This is a genomic window from Microcoleus sp. AT9b-C3 (assembly GCF_036705485.1).
In the GTDB taxonomy this organism is placed as follows: Bacteria; Cyanobacteriota; Cyanobacteriia; order Cyanobacteriales; family Microcoleaceae; genus Microcoleus.
Map to the genome: position 1 here is coordinate 76,109 of NZ_JAUBUR010000020.1, position 15,738 is coordinate 91,846.

Here is a 15,738-nt window from a genome sequence, read left to right on the forward strand (position 1 = left end):
TTTAAGAGTTATTAGTTATTGGCAAGAGACTGCTCTGCTGTTTGTAAATACAAATAAAAATAGCTACAAACCAAGCTTTTATTAGTACATCATTCACCGAGCAACTGATAACTGATAACTGACAACTGACAACTAACAACTGACAACTAACAACTGACAACTGACTAAATTTCCCTTCGCTTCAACTCCGCTCTCCGCAGTATGTAAGTAGCGGCACAATCTGCGTGAGGATGGTCTGCTAAAACTTCCGCAAGTTCCAACACATATCCGGCGATATCCGGCCCCAGTTTCTCAGTCAGCACTTGACGTTCGCGAGAGGCGAGTTCTTGTACGCGGGCCTTAGCTTGCCAATTCGGAGAAAACATCTTGTCAATCTCGGTGTGGAATCCCAGACTTTCGAGAATGTCCCACTCGCCGTTATCGCACCAAATGCCCCCGCACAACATACAGCGCTCTATGTAAAAGGGGACTCTACTAAAAGGAACTTTCGCCCGCGACAGATAGTGACCGTCTTCGGGACACAGCGCTGCTTTGCTGTCGTAGACAGACGGTGTGAATTCTATGCCGAGCGTCCCTGTCGGATCAGGCTTCTCGGATTTGTTGTACCACTGGCTTTGCTCTTTTTGCCAAGCTTCGTATTCTCTGCCTGGAATCCAGATACCGTAACAGTTGGGACACCACTGCACCGACATACGGCCGGCTAAGGTACCGCCTTCTAAGTTAGGATGTTTACATTTTGGACATTCCACCGCTTTATTTCTCCTTGCCTTATTAATTCCCTGTTAATTCAATTATTAATTCTGTATCTGGGCGGGCCCTGAAGAACCAGAATTTTTTTGCAGCAGCGCGCCACAGTAGCCAATTAGCGTGTTGAGCCGCGCGATCGCCCCAGTTTGCCTCGCCTTTGCTGTCGCTGGCTGGCGCGACGCTTGCAAAAACGTGACATCTGTCCCCAATAACCGCAGTTGCTTGTGAATTTCCGTCAAATAGGACTGCTCTGGGGGTGTTTCTGAGGCGTCTAAGTCATCGCTTTCGGCTCTCATAATTTGGTTTCCGAAAAATTGTTGCACTTTTGTGTATTCGATCGCCAGCGCGGCCCGATCCAGATTATCCTGTGCAGCAGTTCTTTGTAGTTGTTCTAGTGCTTGCTGTAATTCTTGGTAGCACTGGCGGCGGTCTTCGGACAATATCATGATTTTGTAAACAAATTTGTATTTATAATCAAAGTAGATACTTACTTAAGTTTGCTCATATGGAGGGAAGCGGTGCGTTTTTGGAGCAATTCCCTGTTTTGTGAGAACTTTTTTTGATTTGCTGCCCTGACTCTACCCTTCTGGCTGCTGCTTTTTGTTTAGCGTTGCCGGTAAATGCCGATCCCCCGCTACCTCAACGGCTACCGCCCAAATCTGCTGATTTTACCCGATTTTCCCCGATCGACAGACTGCGGAGGCTGCAGTGGTGTCACTATATTTTCCTACCTGCGAGGGGGGGCGACTCGGAAGTAGATAGGTATAGTTAACAGAAAAATCGACTATTTTTTTGAATTGCAAATTGTGGCATTCAATTAGTTTAGTATAGCTAAACACATAATTTCGGCAATTCAACCGGAAACCGGCTTTTAACCATTTGTATTTCTAAGTTTTAAAGGTGTACCCCATGAACGCGAACACTCTGACTCCCTCTCCTTCGATCGATCCTGCCGTAGTTCCCGATTGGCTGCAAGAATGCCTGAATAATCGATCGCAGCCGGATGGGGGCTGTAACCCGAATTGTTCGACTGACGACAGCTTAATTTGTCGGGCCTTTGAATTTGCGCGCGACTTGCACGAAGGACAATACCGCAAATCGGGAGAACCTTACATTTGCCATCCGGTAGCTGTGGCTGGAATACTCCGGTATATGGGCGGCAACAACGTCATGATTGCCGCGGGCTTCCTCCACGACATTGTTGAAGATACGGATATTACTCTCGAAGAAATAGAACAGCGGTTCGGTGCGGAAGTGCGACAGTTGGTCGAAGGTGTCACCAAGCTTTCTAAGTTTAATTTTTCCAGCAAAACAGAGCGCCTTGCTGAAAATTTCCGCCGAATGTTTCTAGCAATGGCTAAAGATATTCGCGTCATAGTCGTCAAACTGGCAGATCGGCTGCACAACATGAGGACTTTGGAGCATTTATCCGAAGAAAAGCAGCGCAGTATTGCCTTAGAAACCCGAGATATTTTTGCTCCCCTGGCGAACCGTTTGGGTATCGGGCGCTTTAAGTGGGAATTGGAAGATTTAGCGTTTAAATACCTAGAACCGGAAGCTTACCGCGAAATTCAGGAATTGGTGGCAGTGAAGCGGGCCGATCGAGAAACTCAACTCGCAGAAGTCACAGATAGTTTGCGAGAAAGGCTTGACAATTTAGGCATTAAATGCTATGAAGTCAGTGGCCGTCCCAAACATTTGTACGGGATTTATGGGAAGATGCAGCGGCGCCAAAAAGGCTTTAACCAAGTGTACGATATTGCTGCGGTGCGGATCATAGTAGAAACCAATGATGACTGTTATCGCGCGTTGGCGATCGTCCACGATTCTTTCCGCCCGATTCCCGGCCGCTTTAAAGATTATATCGGTTTACCAAAAGCCAACCGCTACCAATCTTTGCACACCGGAGTAATCGGAACCAGCGGCCGCCCCATCGAAGTGCAAATTCGCACCGTAGCAATGCACCACATTGCAGAATACGGCATTGCCGCCCACTGGAAATACAAAGAAACTGGCGGTTCTAACACAACAGTTACCGGCGACGACGAAAAATTTACTTGGCTGCGACAACTCCTAGAATGGCAAAGCGACCTCAAAGACGATCGCGAATATTTACAAAGTATTAAGGACAACTTATTCGACGAAGATATTTACGTTTTTACTCCTAACGGAGACGTGATTGCTCTCAATAGCGGCTCAACTCCCGTAGATTTTGCTTACCGTATTCACACAGAAATTGGCAATCGCTGCACCGGTGCGAGAGTCAACGGGCGAATGGTAACACTAGACAAGGTTTTAAAGAACGGCGATATTGTAGAAATCTTGACCCAAAAAAATGGTCATCCAAGTTCCGACTGGCTGAATTTTGTCAAGACAAACGGAGCAAAAAACCGAATTCGCCAGTGGTTGAAGCGATCGCACCGAGATGAAAATCTCGCTCGCGGGCGGGAATTGCTGGAAAAAGAATTAGGTAAAAACGGCTTAGAATCTTTGCTGAAATCTGAACCCATGCAGTCTGTGGCTCAGCGCTGCAACTACCACAGCGTCGAAGATTTAATCGCCGGTTTGGGCTACGGCGAAGTGACTCTAAATCTCGTAGTAAATCGACTGCGAGATTTAGTAAAAGTGCAGCAAAAAATTGAAGCTGCTCCCGCAGGAGGACAGGAAGTGCCCCAGCTAATACCTGCATCGACGACACCGAAACCAGTACCGAGTTCGTCTCCGAGTAAATCGCCGATCGCAGGTGTAGAGGGATTGCTCTACCATTTATCTGGCTGTTGCTGTCCGATTCCTGGGGAATCAATTATTGGAGTTGTGACTCGCACTCGCGGAATTTCGATTCACCGGCAAGGCTGTTCAAATGTTGAGAGCGTACCGGGCGATCGGTTAGTTCCTGTGAGTTGGAATTCGAGTAACCGCAATGAATCTCGACCCAACACTTATCCGGTTAACATTCAAATTGAAGCCCTCGATCGAGTGGGAGTTCTCAATGATGTGTTATCGCATTTGAAGGACAACCAAGTGAACGTCCGCAGCGCTCAAGTCAAAACATATCCCGGATTGCCGGCATTAATTGACTTGTGCATGGATATCCAGGATAAACAACAGTTCGAGCGCACTTGTATGCAAATTAAAAAGATGAGCGATATTTTGAATTTGCGGCGGCTGAGTGAAGGGACTTAAGAAGATAGCCTAACTGTATTGTAGGGTGCGCCCCGCGCACCTGATAACTAGCTGAGGAGAGGTTCAGCCCCATAAAATTTAAAAGGCTAAGGAAAGTTTTACTCAGCTTCGCGAGGTTCAAGTACCAGCCTAATTCCATCAAGAATTTGACCAACTCGCTCGGCCGAGAGTGTGCCAATTTTCTCACCTAACTGAGATTTATCGATCGTCAAAATCTGCGAGACGTTAACAACACTTTGTTCTGGTAAATCAGCTTCTCCTGCTTCTAACAGGACATTTCCTGGTGAATTAGCCCGTCTGAGATTTGAAGTAAGCACACAAACAACAACCGTATTAATGCGGGAACGATTGAATAAATTGTTCTGAATGATTACATGGGGATGGAGATAACCGGGTTCTGAACCAGAAGGCTCATCAAGTTCTATCCAAAAAATATCACCTTGATTTATTACCATTCGCCTTCCACCAGCCTGCGATGAGAGCGACTCATCTTGCGAAGCAAAACTTGTTCTTCTTCAGAGAGAGGTGCTTCGCAAGCAGCATTAATTTTTTCTAACAGTTGTTGATTTTCGCGGCGGCGGATAAATTCTTCAAGGGCTATTTCGATTAAAAAACTCTGAGAAATTTGCATTTCGCCAGCTAATGTTTCGGCTTGTTCCAATAAAGATGCTGGCAATGAGATAGCAGTTTTGACAGTTGTCATAGCTTTATACCTTCATTTATTTATATGAGTCTAACTCATAGTATAGCTAACCACAATAGGCTTCAGCAAACAGGCAGAACAATGAAACCCTTTATTTGGGCGGACTTACTGGCTTTGACTCGCCCAGCTTTTGCTGCAAAAAGTTCTGGGCTACTTCTCCAGCTTCCTGCTGTTTCTTATCAACTTGATAATTGAGTCGTCGCATATCTTCCTCAGAGATTTTGCCGCCCAATTCTGCGAGGACTGGACGCAATTCCGGGTATTTTTCCAAAATTTGCGATCGCACAACGGGAACTGCTTCGTAGGGCGGGAAATAGTTCTTGTCATCTTTGAGCACTACTAAACCCAAACTTTGAATCAAACCGTCCGTCGTATTACCAGCAATCACATCTACTTCTTTTTGTTGCAGCGCTTGATAAAGCAATCCTAACAGCAACTCCTTCGGTTCTTCTCGAAACTTAATCCCGTAAGTTTTAGCCAACCCGGGAAATCCATCTTCTCTCTCCTTAAATTCTGGGCCGAAAGCAGCCCGGAGGTTAGGTGCAGCTTTCCCAAGTTGCGAGAGAGTTTGTAAATTGAGTTTTTTGGCATCGTCTCCGCGCACAATAATCGCAAAACTGTTATTAAATCCCAGCGGTTCCGTCCACTCAGCTTTAAACTGTTTGGGATATTCTTGTTTGAGGTAATCGAGGACTTTTTTGGGGTCAGAAATCGGTTTTTGTTTGAGCAGGTTGGCGTAAGCAGTACCCGTGTATTCGACGTACAAATCGATTTTACCTGCTGTTAGGGATTGATGGCAAAGCGAACCTCCGAGATTCAGTTCTCGTTCTACTTTGATATCTGTTTTAGCTTCGATATGGCGTGCTAAAATTTCTGCAAGGATGACTTGTTCGGTAAAGTCTTTCGAGCAGATGACAACTTGCTTTTGGGGCTTAGAGGTACATCCTGCTACTGCAAGCAAGCAAAGCAGCCAGCAGGAATAGAAAAAAAAATCGTTTTTAGAGATTTTCATGACTTAACTCACATTAAAAATCTACAATTAATACCTTATAAGTTATAGCATAAAGCCAATATCCCCGACTTATTGAAGAAGTCTGCGCTTTAACACCGATCGCACTTTACCCAACTTCCGTTTTCCTGTTGTAACATTTATTGATAGACATGGAGGAATAAATATGGTAATCAGAGTCAGCGATATTATCCAGCAGCAGCGACAATTTTTTGCGACTGGGAAAACTAAGGATGTGGATTTTCGGATCGAACAACTCAAGAATCTCAAAAGTGCGATCGTCTCCAATCAATCACGGATTGTGGATGCTGTCAAGGCTGATTTGAACAGGCCGGAGTACGAGGCTTATTTTGAAATTGCTGCGATCGCAGAAGTTAATTATGCCATCAAAAATGTAAAATCGTGGGCAAAGCCGAAAAAAGTGCCTACTTCGATCGATCAATTCCCAGCATCAGCCCGCATTTACCCAGAACCTTTGGGCGTAGTTTTAATCATCGGGCCTTGGAATTACCCATTTCAGCTAATGATATCACCTTTGGTCGGGGCGATCGCCGCCGGCAACTGCGCCATCCTCAAACCTTCTGAAATCGCCTCGCACACGTCGGAAGTTGTCGCCGACATGATTACCAAAACCTTCGATCCCGCCTACGTAGCCGCCGTCGAAGGAGGAGTGGAAATCAGCCAACAATTATTAGCCGAAAAATTCGACCACATCTTCTTTACAGGAGGCACAAAAATCGGTAGAATAGTCATGGAAGCCGCCGCTAAACACCTGACACCTGTAACCTTGGAATTGGGCGGCAAAACTCCTTGCATTGTAGACTCAGATATTCAAGTTGAATACACTGCTAAACGCATTGCGTGGGGCAAATTCATCAATGCCGGTCAAACTTGTATCGCTCCCGATTACCTGTTAGTTGATAAAAAAGTTAAACCCGATTTGATGCAGGCAATTAAAACAGCAATTCACGGATTTTACGGCGACGATCCGCAGAAAAGTCCCGACTATTCCCGAATTATCAATCAGCATCATTTAGGACGTTTGGCAGAGTTTATCAAAGACGGAGAAGTTGTCGTCGGCGGCCAAACAAACCCCGAAGATAAATATATTGCACCGACGGTTCTCGACAAGGTTTCCTGGGATGCGCCTGTGATGAAGGATGAGATTTTTGGGCCGATTTTGCCAGTTTTGGAGTATGATGATTTCGGCGAGGCGATCGCCCAAATCAACGCCCGTCCCAAACCCCTAGCTTTGTATTTGTTCTCGAAGGATAAAGAGAAACAAGAGCGAGTTTTGCGGGAAACTTCTTCGGGGGGAGTTTGTCTCAACGACACGGTTATGCAAGTCGGAGTAACAAGTTTACCTTTTGGCGGAGTTGGCGACAGCGGCATCGGCACCTATCACGGCAAAGCAAGTTTTGACACTTTCTCTCATCAAAAAAGCGTGCTGCAAAAGTCATTTTTACTTGACTTAAAATGGCGCTACGCTCCCTATCTAGGTAAGTTGGATTTGATTAAGAAAGTTATCGGTTGATCGATCGCACTTGCAGGGGCGGGCTCACCAACTTTGACAATATAAGCGAGATAGCCAAATCAGCCCACCCCTTCCTAATATTAACCGGTTAAGCAATTCCACTGTGAACGATTATTTCCATAAATTTTAAATGATTGCTCATCGGTTTTTTGAACGATTTCCATCACACTCTCTACGTCACTCCTAAAGGACTGTTGCCCCGTCCAAAATAATCCACATTAGAAATGTCTATAATATCTTTTAGCATCTTCTCGCTAACAAGCAATTTATGGAACCTTTAGCAAAAGAACGCTGTGCCGCCTGCCGCCCCAACTCTCCCCGCCTCACAGCTTACGAAATTGTCCAGCTAAAACCTCAAATTCCCGACTGGAATTTAATCGAAAAAAATGGCATTCCGCAAATAGAACGCACCTACGAATTCCCGGATTTCAAAAGTGCGATCGCCTTTACAAACAGCGTCGGCGAAGCAGCAGAAATCGAAGGACATCACCCCGCACTGTTAACCGAGTGGGGAAAAGTTACCGTGACTTGGTGGACTCATGCGATTTCTGGACTGCACCGCAATGATTTTATTATGGCGGCGAAAACAGATGCGATCGCCAATCAATTCCCAAAATAAAATCCGACTTATAGCTCGATCGTAGTCTAAGAACTCACAGCTCCGGGTACCAACGGAGAAAGCCGTTGATTCCCATTCAACAACTCCAGATTCAGTCGGTAGCCGACATTCCGCACAGTTTGAATCAGGCTCGGCTGTCGCGGGTCGTTTTCGATTTTTTTACGCAGAGAGAGTACGTGAGTGTCGATCGTCCGGGGGTTATCAATCGCATCGGGCCAGGCCCGACGCAGCAAATCCGAGCGCGACAGCGGCACTCCTCCAGCTTGAGCTAGCACGTATAGCAGGCTAAATTCCTGGGGAGTCAGCTCAATATGTTCCTCGTACAATCTGACTCGGCGCTGCACCAAATCAATTTTCAGCAGCCCGCACTCCAGCGTCGCCGGCGGTACCATCGTGCGGTTGCGGCGCATCAGAGCTTCCACCCTCGCCATAAACTCTTGCATCCCAAAGGGTTTAGTCAGGTAATCGTCTGCGCCCGCCCTTAAACCTTCAACAATATCCGATTCCGAATTCCGCGCTGACAGCATCAAAATCAGCGACTGCTGCTGCTGTTGCAGCCAGTGGCAAAATTCCAAACCGTCCCCATCCGGCAATTGGGCATCCAGAATGACTAGGGTTGGCTGACGGCTGAAAAATATTTCCCTAGCGTGACTGATATCCGCTGACTGGTGCACCCAGTGACCGACTTGCTGTAGATGCCAGCCCAAGAGCGATCGCAGGTGCGGATTCCCTTCAACAATTGAAATACTTGCAGATTCCACAGAGGCGAGCTTCCCATATCACTAATTGCTACAAGGTTAACAGAGCTTTTGTCAAGCTTTTGTAACCATCGCTACTCAAGCATTAGCTGCCTTTAAAGCAGCGGACATACCTAGGGTAGGAATTTTAAAGATTGGGTTAATTTGGCAGGGTCAGCCTGCAGAAAGGTTAAATCCTTCTGGCGATGAGCTTACAATGAAAATAAGACAGTGTAAAGCCGATCGACCCCATGCCCCAACCGCCTGCCAAAAGCGATCCCCCCGACCCAGCCCCCACTCCCAGGAGGTTGACAAATCGCGCAAGTGAAACTAGAATTCCTCCAACCGTTCGCTCGGTAGCCGGAACACTCAGCCACTTTGACGGCAAAATTCAGCAACATCCCGACTCCATTAAACGCACAGCGAATTATCTAGGTGCGCGCAAAAAGTCGAGCAACTGCATTGCAACGAGTGAAATTTTTTATGGAGGGTAGCCTGTTGAGCAGGGTAAAAACTTTTATTTAGAAATAGCCTCTCTTCTGAGCCACTCAGCATCAATCGAGGCCATTCCTAAATCCCGCCGTCATTATACAAACCACAAAGGATTTCAACCTGACACCATGCTACAAGACACCCAAACAATCCGGCACTACCAAAAACTCACCGACGCCCTCGTCGAAATGTGGAATAGAGGTTATCGCTTCGATGACCTGCGGCTTTACTTAGATGGGTATTTAGCAGCCCTGCGGCATTCCAACAGTTTGGAACCCTATCTGATTCACAGGCTAGAGGAAGAAGCAGCGCGTTACATTCACGACCCCTCCAATTTTGCAATGCCACAGACCCAAACTGAAGCCGACTACTATTAAATAGCAAATTCGGTTTGATAAACCCTTGATGAATTGGGAATTGGGAATTGGGAATTGGGAATTGGGAATTGGGAACTTGTACTGCGCTTAACTGGTTCCCTGGCCGTGCTGGGGAACCGATGTCCACAGGCTCGGCATCGCTTTGGGAGCCTAAAAATTGGATGTCGAGCCGACCGCATTGCGTTCCCCGGCTCTGCCTGGTAACGAATAATTAAGTAAATCAACCTAATTCAACGTAAAACGCGATTGCTGTTATTTCCCCAACTTCTTTAAGAAGTCGGGGATATGTTTTTTCTGTCTAATTTAAGAAGCCAAAGCCACTTCTACAACTTCTTGCAATTCGCCCTTTTGATACATCTCGATCATAATATCCGAGCCACCAATAAACTCGCCGTTGATATAAACTTGGGGAATTGTCGGCCAGTTGGAATACTCTTTAACGCCTTGACGAATTTCCTGGTCGGCCAAAACATCCACAGTTTCGTAAGGCACTCCCAAAGTATTGAGAATTTGCACCACAGTATTAGAAAAACCGCACTGGGGCATTAACTTATTGCCCTTCATAAACACCATGATTTTGTTTTGCTTAACCAACTCGTCAATTCTTTGATGTGCTGTTGTACTCATGGTAGGTCCTAATATTGTTTGAAAAGTTTTAAACGTTGACTGAGGCAGAAACCGGGTTTTTTACGAAAATGTCTCGTTACAGCCATAGATTCCGGTTGAAAAACCCGGTTTCTTTGCTTTTTGTGCGTGAGTGTAGTAGTTGTCTCTCAACCCACTATTGACAAAAGCACAAATTTGTGATACCCACTTGCAAGTCAACAATTAAGCAACTTGACTTTTCGCTTCCCATTCTGCGGGAGTTAAGGTTTCCAAGCCCAAAGCGTGGATGGCTTCACTAGCCATTGCCTGTTTGAGAGCGCCGTAGACCAGTTGGTGCTGCTGTACTCGGCTTTTTCCTTCAAAGGCTGCAGAGACGACTCTCGCCTGGTAGTGGTCACCGCCGCCGGTCAAATCCTCAACTTGTATTTTAGCGTCGGGCAACCCTGCCTTAATCATTTCTGCTACTTGAGACGGTGTAACCATTGGTTTCTCTGATAAACGGCTGTAATGTAGATTTTAGTGGAACTATTTTGTCGATGAGCTCGGTTGACTGCTGGCAGGCCGGGGAAAGGGCGAATCCACAAAACCCAATTCCAGTAACTGCTGGTAAGCTTTCTTTCCCAAGTCGCGAGTTGGCTGCTGCGATCGAATAATCTGAATTAGCAGAGGCACAGCGAGTTCGGGCTTATTTTGCGCCCGGTGTACCAAGGCCAGCCGGTAGGTAGCTTCGTCGCGCATTTGCGCTGTTTCTACAGCTTTGGTGCGGTGGCTTTCCGCCAAGCGGATGTCTATTCCGGCAAAACTGCTACCCAGTTGTTGATAGAAGTTAGACAGTTGATTGAAAATTTGGCGGGATTCTTGGAGTTTTTGACTGGCGAGTGCGTAATTCTGATTAGAAATAGCACTGCTGGCTTCTGTCATCAAACGCTGGCCTCCTGGGACGCTCAGCAAGCTGCTGTCTTGCGTCAGAGGGCGAAGATTGTTGGGGTCTGTGGGGTCGTCGGCGGGTTCGACTTGCGGTTGGTTCTCTGGCCCAGAAGGTTGTTGTGCTTGGACTTGGAGCGGTTGCAACAGGGTAAAAGCTGCGATCGCCCCGATCGTAATCCGGGCAGTGGAGCGAAGCCAACAAACAGTTCCAGAGTATACCATGAAATTACTTTGCGCCTGTGCGCTTTAAAAAAATATTTAGCTTGAGCCGATCTTACCATTGGCGATCGCAACCGGCTAAGTGTAAACCAAATTTGTTGAAATGTCAAAGGGTGCGCGATCGGGCAAAAGGCTCTTTAGGAAAAATTCAGTAGAGACTTGACAGGAAGTTCTCATCATGAGAACATGGAGGTGTCGTGTAAAAAACGGTACTGGAATGAGACTAATTTCCAAGAAAAATCTGGAGAGTGCGATCGAATCCTACTCCGACGATGCCAAGGCGGCGATCGCAGTCTGGCGCAAGGCAATCAAAGACAACGATTGGGAATCACTAGAAGAGATTCGACAGGGATATTCCAAATCGGTCGATCAAGTCTGTGGATATACGATATTTAATATTAAAGGCAATCAGTATAGATTAATCGTAAAAATCAATTATACAACCCAAATTATTTATTTTAAAAATTTTATAACCCATGCCGAATATGACAAAATCAAGTGGAATGATGAAGATGAAGTAAAACAGAAAATAGGTTAATATCCCACTCTATACATCAGAGAATTATTACAAATTCCCTGATGTATTCAATAAATCTAAAACATTTACTCCGAACGTCAAAATTATGATGCCGAGAAACAAACACCCACCTTCTACTTGAGAACCATGTCTAAGTAAGCAAGCAAAGGAATGAGAAATGAACATCACAATTGAAAAAACAGCTTACGGTCAACTGCTGGCGAAATCTCAGCCTAAGCCAATCCTGAACGAAGAAGATAACGATATTGCCCTCGCAGAAGTCGATTTTCTGATGTCCAAGGATGAATTAACAGTAGAAGAAGAAACTTTACTGAGTCTCTGGGGGCTGTTGATCGAAGAATACGAATCAAAATATTACCCAGATCCTGAAGTGAGTCCCCAGGAGGTTCTATTACATTTCATGGAAGTTCGCGAACTCAAACAAGCCGATTTAGTGGGCGTGATTGGTTCCAAAGGAGTAGTCTCTGAGGTGGTTAATGGGAAACGGGCGATTAGCAAGGCGCAAGCTAAGGCGCTGGGAGAATTTTTTAATGTTAATCCTAGCGTGTTTATTTGAGCGTGTTTATCTGAAAAACTCGCTGATATCGAAAAAGACTCGGCGGTTGAAACCGCTACCAACGCGATCGCACAAACTAAGGAATGAGAATTAAATAACTTATAATGCGTCATGGTTCTTGTGGGATGGGCGTCCCGCCCGTCCAGAAAGGGCGGGCCCGAAACCCCACAAACTTCTGTAAATTATTTAATTCGCGATCCTAAGTCCGCCGCGGACTAATCGAAAAACTACCGCTTTTAGTTACAGCTTCAAACCCCTCATGGCAAAAACCTCCCTGACAGCTTATAAATATGTTTGATAAATCTACATCAAAATCAAACAGGAAAATTTCTGATGGTACAACCCAGCCAACCGACCTCCGACACTCTCCAAAATTATCAAGGAATTGGAGTACCCGATGAAAGTCTGGCAGTGATTTTGCAGCGCGGGGGCGATGAATTGCTGCTGTCAAAAGCGGACGATCGCTTTACAGTCCGCCCCTCACCAACAGCATCAGCCTCAAACGATTGGGCTGCAACAACTGGGGCAAAACTCAACCGCCGCATCGGCCAAAGCAATCTTGATGAATATCTCGTTGGGCCCTCTAGCCTAGAAGCAGCAATGCAAGCAGCCCGCGCCAGCGATGCTGTAGCTTTTGCCAGCCACGTCTATTGCCCCGCCAACAATCCGAGTACATTCTTTTATTTAACCGACCAAATGACAATTCAATTTGGCGAACAAGTAGACGAAAAATCGCGAAAGGCGATCGCCAATGCAGCAGCTTTAAAAATAGTCCGGCCAGTAGAAGGAATTCCCAACACTTTCGTCTGCGAAGTCACAAAACAAGCAACAGAAAACCCGATCAAAATTGCCAACCGCCTGACAAGATATCCAGAAGTTCTCGTAGCGGAACCAAACATTTTAGTAGAGACGCAGCAGCATTACACGCCCCGCGATCCGCTTTATCCCAAACAGTGGTATCTCAACAACAAAGGCGGCAACCAACTTGTCGGCGGTGCTCAAATTTATGCAGAACCAGCGTGGGACATGACTCGCGGAGTTCGATCGATCGTAATTGCCATCGCCGACGATTCAGTTGACATCACCCACCCAGATTTTCAAGGCCAAGGCAAAATCGTCTCACCCATCGATTTCAAAGAGGGCGACACTTCCCCGATGCCAGTCGCCGACTCAGACAACCACGGCACAAGTTGTGCCGGCGTCGCCATTGCTGAAGAAAACGGCAAAGGCATTGTCGGCGTCGCCCCCGGATGCGCCCTGATGCCCATCCGTACCAGTGGTTTTCTCGATGACAATTCTGTCGAAAAAATATTTAATTGGGCGATCGAAAAAGGGGCCGCCGTCATTTCTTGCAGTTGGGGGTCTTCAGCAGTTTACTATCCCCTTTCCCTGCGGCAGAGTGCCGTCATCACCAAAGCAGCAACCCAAGGGCGGGGCGGCAGAGGCTGCGTTATTCTGTTCGCTGCGGGGAATGCCAACCGCCCAGTCAACGGTACTGTTAACGAAAAAGGCTGGCCCAACAACATCCTGGGCGGTCAAACTAGATGGCTAAACGGATTTGCCGTTCACCCAGACGTAATTGCCGTCAGCGCTTCCACTTCCCTCAACAAAAAAGCAGCTTACAGCAATTGGGGCAGCAGCATCTCGGTTTGTGCCCCCAGCAACAACGCGCCGCCGGGAACTTGGTTGCCCGAAACCGGATTTATCGGCACGCCGCCGGAGGTGACGCAGTATTTGCCCGGTTTGGGGGTGTTTACTGCCGATCGAGTCGGGACTCAGGGCTACGATTGGGGGGACTATACTGATACTTTTGGCGGTACTTCCAGCGCCACTCCAGTAGTCGCTGGGGTTGCAGGGTTGATACTTTCGGCTAACCCCCGTTTGACGGCGCGGGAAGTGCGGGGAATTCTTGAACAAACTGCTGAGAAAATTGTCGATCCCGATCCCGATCCTCAGTTGGGCAATCGCCTGGGAAATTACGATCCTAACAGCGGCCGCAGCGATTGGTTTGGTTACGGGAAAGTGAATGCTTTTAAAGCTGTGCAAGCTGCGGTGAGAAAGGGCGGCGGCAATCCGAATATCGGCGGTGCGGTGTTCAGCGATATTTCTGGACATTGGGCACAGAAGTTTATTGAAGCTTTGGCTGCGGCGAATATAATTAGCGGTTTTCCTGACGGTTCTTTTCGGCCTGATGACAGTTTAAATCGTGCTCAATATGCGGCGCTGTTGGTGAGTGCGTTTAGTCCGATTCCGAGGGTGCCGGCTACAAATTTTATTGATGTTTCTGCTACTTTTTGGGCGAGAAGTGCGATCGAACGGGCAAATCGGGGGGGGTTTTTGGCGGGGTTTCCGGGGTTGAAGTTCGGCCCGAATCAGAATTTAACTAGGGCTGATGCGATCGTATCTTTGGTTAACGGTTTGGAACTCAAGGGCGGCAATCCTGATTCTTTGAAAGTTTACATCGATCGTTCTCAAATTCCTAATTATGCTTTGAGTGCGATCGCCACAGCAACTGCTTTGAAGATTGTGGTTAATTATCCTTCCCGCGATTGGCTTTCGCCGCTGCGAGATATTACCCGCGCTGAGATTTCGGCCTTGATTTACCAGACTCTGGTGGCGATTAATCGGGCAAAGGCGATCGATTCTCCTTACATTGTCTAAGGGCAATAGGTTCCTCGTGAGAACTTTAGTCCTCACGAGGAACCTATTTTATTGTGGCAGCTTTTAAGCTCGAAAATCCCCCAAAGCTTTCAATGCAAATTGCGGCAAAGCTAACATCCTGCGCCACCGCCAAGGTTCTTGATAAAGCCGATACAGCCATTCTAAATGATTGTCGCAAAACCAAGCCGGCGCGCGGTCTTTTGTTCCCGCCCAAATATCAAAACTGCCACCAACTCCCACCCAAATTGACTGAGGACAAAGGTGTCGGTGTTCGGCAATCCAAAATTCTTGGCGCGGTACTCCCAAGCCTACAAAAATCAGTTTTGGTTGCATTTTTTTGAGGCTTTCAGGGAAGTCTTTCTCTTCATCTGCGGAAAGATAACCGTGTTGAGAAGCAATCGACAATCCGTTAACCTTTTGTTGCCAATTTTCTGCCGCAGCAGCCGCCACTCCTGGGGAACCTCCAAAGAAAAATACTGGTTCCGAATCGGGCAATTTTCCGGCTTGTTGCAGCAGGGATTCTGCTAATTCAATCCCCGGATAGCGCTGTGCCGGTTTGCCACGCAGCCGCAAGTACAGCACCACTCCCGAACCGTCGGGTATCACGAGTTCCGCTTTGCGGATTACATCTGCTAAAGCCTGATTTTGCTCGGCTTGCATCGCCATTTCAGCATTCAGCGTCACGACATGACTTCCTAACCCTTGATGCAGACGCTCCATCAGCCAACCTGCATAATCATCTAATATGTGAACTGGTAGTCCCAAAACTGAAAATTGCGGGCGCGATCCATCCATATTTTTTCTTTGATATTCCTACACACCTAGTTATT

18 protein-coding genes are annotated in these 15,738 nt (G+C 46.9%); 8 read left to right on the forward strand and 10 right to left on the reverse strand.

Annotated features, from left to right (window positions below):
* Nucleotides 1-164: 164 nt before the first annotated feature.
* A complete protein-coding gene (locus tag QUB77_RS18630) occupies nt 165-749 on the reverse strand; it encodes a zf-TFIIB domain-containing protein (RefSeq protein ID WP_333175796.1) in 585 nt (194 codons plus the stop codon).
* A gap of 45 nt (nt 750-794) precedes the next feature.
* On the reverse strand, nt 795-1,193 hold the full coding sequence (gene patD / locus QUB77_RS18635) for a heterocyst frequency control protein PatD (protein WP_333175798.1): 399 nt from the start codon (nt 1,191-1,193) through the stop codon (nt 795-797).
* Between the two features lie 463 nt (nt 1,194-1,656).
* On the opposite strand from patD, the gene QUB77_RS18640 reads away from it, so the two are divergent.
* Nucleotides 1,657-3,930 carry a bifunctional (p)ppGpp synthetase/guanosine-3',5'-bis(diphosphate) 3'-pyrophosphohydrolase gene (locus tag QUB77_RS18640; protein ID WP_333175800.1) on the forward strand — a complete coding sequence of 758 codons (2,274 nt, stop codon included), beginning with the start codon at nt 1,657-1,659 and terminating at the stop codon, nt 3,928-3,930.
* A gap of 98 nt (nt 3,931-4,028) precedes the next feature.
* On the opposite strand, the gene QUB77_RS18645 is transcribed toward QUB77_RS18640, so the two are convergent.
* From QUB77_RS18645 to QUB77_RS18655, 3 genes are all read right to left on the reverse strand, one after another.
* A complete protein-coding gene (locus QUB77_RS18645) occupies nt 4,029-4,385 on the reverse strand; it encodes a type II toxin-antitoxin system PemK/MazF family toxin (protein ID WP_333175803.1) in 357 nt (118 codons plus the stop codon).
* Nucleotides 4,379-4,633, reverse strand: coding sequence for a hypothetical protein (locus tag QUB77_RS18650; RefSeq protein WP_333175805.1), 255 nt, complete (start codon nt 4,631-4,633; stop codon nt 4,379-4,381). The genes QUB77_RS18645 and QUB77_RS18650 overlap by 7 nt, the downstream gene beginning before the upstream one ends.
* A 91-nt stretch (nt 4,634-4,724) precedes the next feature.
* Nucleotides 4,725-5,645, reverse strand: a complete 921-nt coding sequence (locus QUB77_RS18655; protein WP_333175807.1) for a glycine betaine ABC transporter substrate-binding protein — start codon at nt 5,643-5,645, stop codon at nt 4,725-4,727.
* Nucleotides 5,646-5,808: 163 nt separating this feature from the next.
* Between QUB77_RS18655 and QUB77_RS18660 the strand changes: the two genes are divergently transcribed.
* Both QUB77_RS18660 and QUB77_RS18665 read left to right on the forward strand, forming a co-directional pair.
* On the forward strand, nt 5,809-7,176 hold the full coding sequence (locus QUB77_RS18660; RefSeq protein ID WP_333175809.1) for an aldehyde dehydrogenase: 1,368 nt from the start codon (nt 5,809-5,811) through the stop codon (nt 7,174-7,176).
* Between the two features lie 268 nt (nt 7,177-7,444).
* Entirely contained in the window at nt 7,445-7,795 is a 351-nt protein-coding gene (locus tag QUB77_RS18665; protein WP_333175811.1) for a 4a-hydroxytetrahydrobiopterin dehydratase, read from the forward strand.
* A 26-nt stretch (nt 7,796-7,821) separates the two neighbouring features.
* On the opposite strand, the gene QUB77_RS18670 is transcribed toward QUB77_RS18665, so the two are convergent.
* Complete coding sequence (locus tag QUB77_RS18670) at nt 7,822-8,556, reverse strand: response regulator transcription factor (RefSeq protein WP_333175813.1); 735 nt, start codon at nt 8,554-8,556, stop codon at nt 7,822-7,824.
* Nucleotides 8,557-8,783: 227 nt separating this feature from the next.
* Between QUB77_RS18670 and QUB77_RS18675 the strand changes: the two genes are divergently transcribed.
* The gene (locus tag QUB77_RS18675) at nt 8,784-9,026 is read left to right on the forward strand and encodes a hypothetical protein (protein ID WP_333175815.1); all 243 of its coding nucleotides are present in this window, start codon (nt 8,784-8,786) and stop codon (nt 9,024-9,026) included.
* Nucleotides 9,027-9,152: 126 nt separating this feature from the next.
* Nucleotides 9,153-9,401 carry a DUF6761 family protein gene (locus tag QUB77_RS18680; protein ID WP_332985209.1) on the forward strand — a complete coding sequence of 83 codons (249 nt, stop codon included), beginning with the start codon at nt 9,153-9,155 and terminating at the stop codon, nt 9,399-9,401.
* A 303-nt stretch (nt 9,402-9,704) separates the two neighbouring features.
* Here QUB77_RS18680 and grxD read toward each other — a convergent pair whose 3' ends face one another.
* The 3 genes from grxD to QUB77_RS18695 form a co-directional block, all read right to left on the reverse strand.
* Nucleotides 9,705-10,028, reverse strand: a complete 324-nt coding sequence (gene grxD / locus QUB77_RS18685; protein ID WP_190657705.1) for a Grx4 family monothiol glutaredoxin — start codon at nt 10,026-10,028, stop codon at nt 9,705-9,707.
* 201 nt (nt 10,029-10,229) lie between these two features.
* Nucleotides 10,230-10,490: a BolA family transcriptional regulator gene (locus tag QUB77_RS18690; RefSeq protein WP_333068825.1), complete on the reverse strand. Its 261-nt coding sequence runs from the start codon at nt 10,488-10,490 to the stop codon at nt 10,230-10,232.
* A gap of 42 nt (nt 10,491-10,532) precedes the next feature.
* On the reverse strand, nt 10,533-11,156 hold the full coding sequence (locus QUB77_RS18695) for a hypothetical protein (RefSeq protein WP_333175818.1): 624 nt from the start codon (nt 11,154-11,156) through the stop codon (nt 10,533-10,535).
* 214 nt (nt 11,157-11,370) lie between these two features.
* On the opposite strand from QUB77_RS18695, the gene QUB77_RS18700 reads away from it, so the two are divergent.
* The 3 genes from QUB77_RS18700 (at nt 11,371) to QUB77_RS18710 (ending at nt 14,908) form a co-directional block, all read left to right on the forward strand.
* Nucleotides 11,371-11,691, forward strand: coding sequence for a type II toxin-antitoxin system HigB family toxin (locus QUB77_RS18700; RefSeq protein ID WP_333175819.1), 321 nt, complete (start codon nt 11,371-11,373; stop codon nt 11,689-11,691).
* A 157-nt stretch (nt 11,692-11,848) separates the two neighbouring features.
* A complete protein-coding gene (locus QUB77_RS18705; RefSeq protein WP_333175821.1) occupies nt 11,849-12,247 on the forward strand; it encodes a transcriptional regulator in 399 nt (132 codons plus the stop codon).
* A gap of 333 nt (nt 12,248-12,580) precedes the next feature.
* Nucleotides 12,581-14,908 (forward strand): S8 family serine peptidase, encoded by a 2,328-nt coding sequence (locus QUB77_RS18710; protein WP_333175822.1) that lies wholly within the window; start codon nt 12,581-12,583, stop codon nt 14,906-14,908.
* Nucleotides 14,909-14,971: 63 nt separating this feature from the next.
* Here QUB77_RS18710 and QUB77_RS18715 read toward each other — a convergent pair whose 3' ends face one another.
* Complete coding sequence (locus tag QUB77_RS18715; protein ID WP_333175824.1) at nt 14,972-15,703, reverse strand: WecB/TagA/CpsF family glycosyltransferase; 732 nt, start codon at nt 15,701-15,703, stop codon at nt 14,972-14,974.
* Nucleotides 15,704-15,738: the final 35 nt, after the last annotated feature.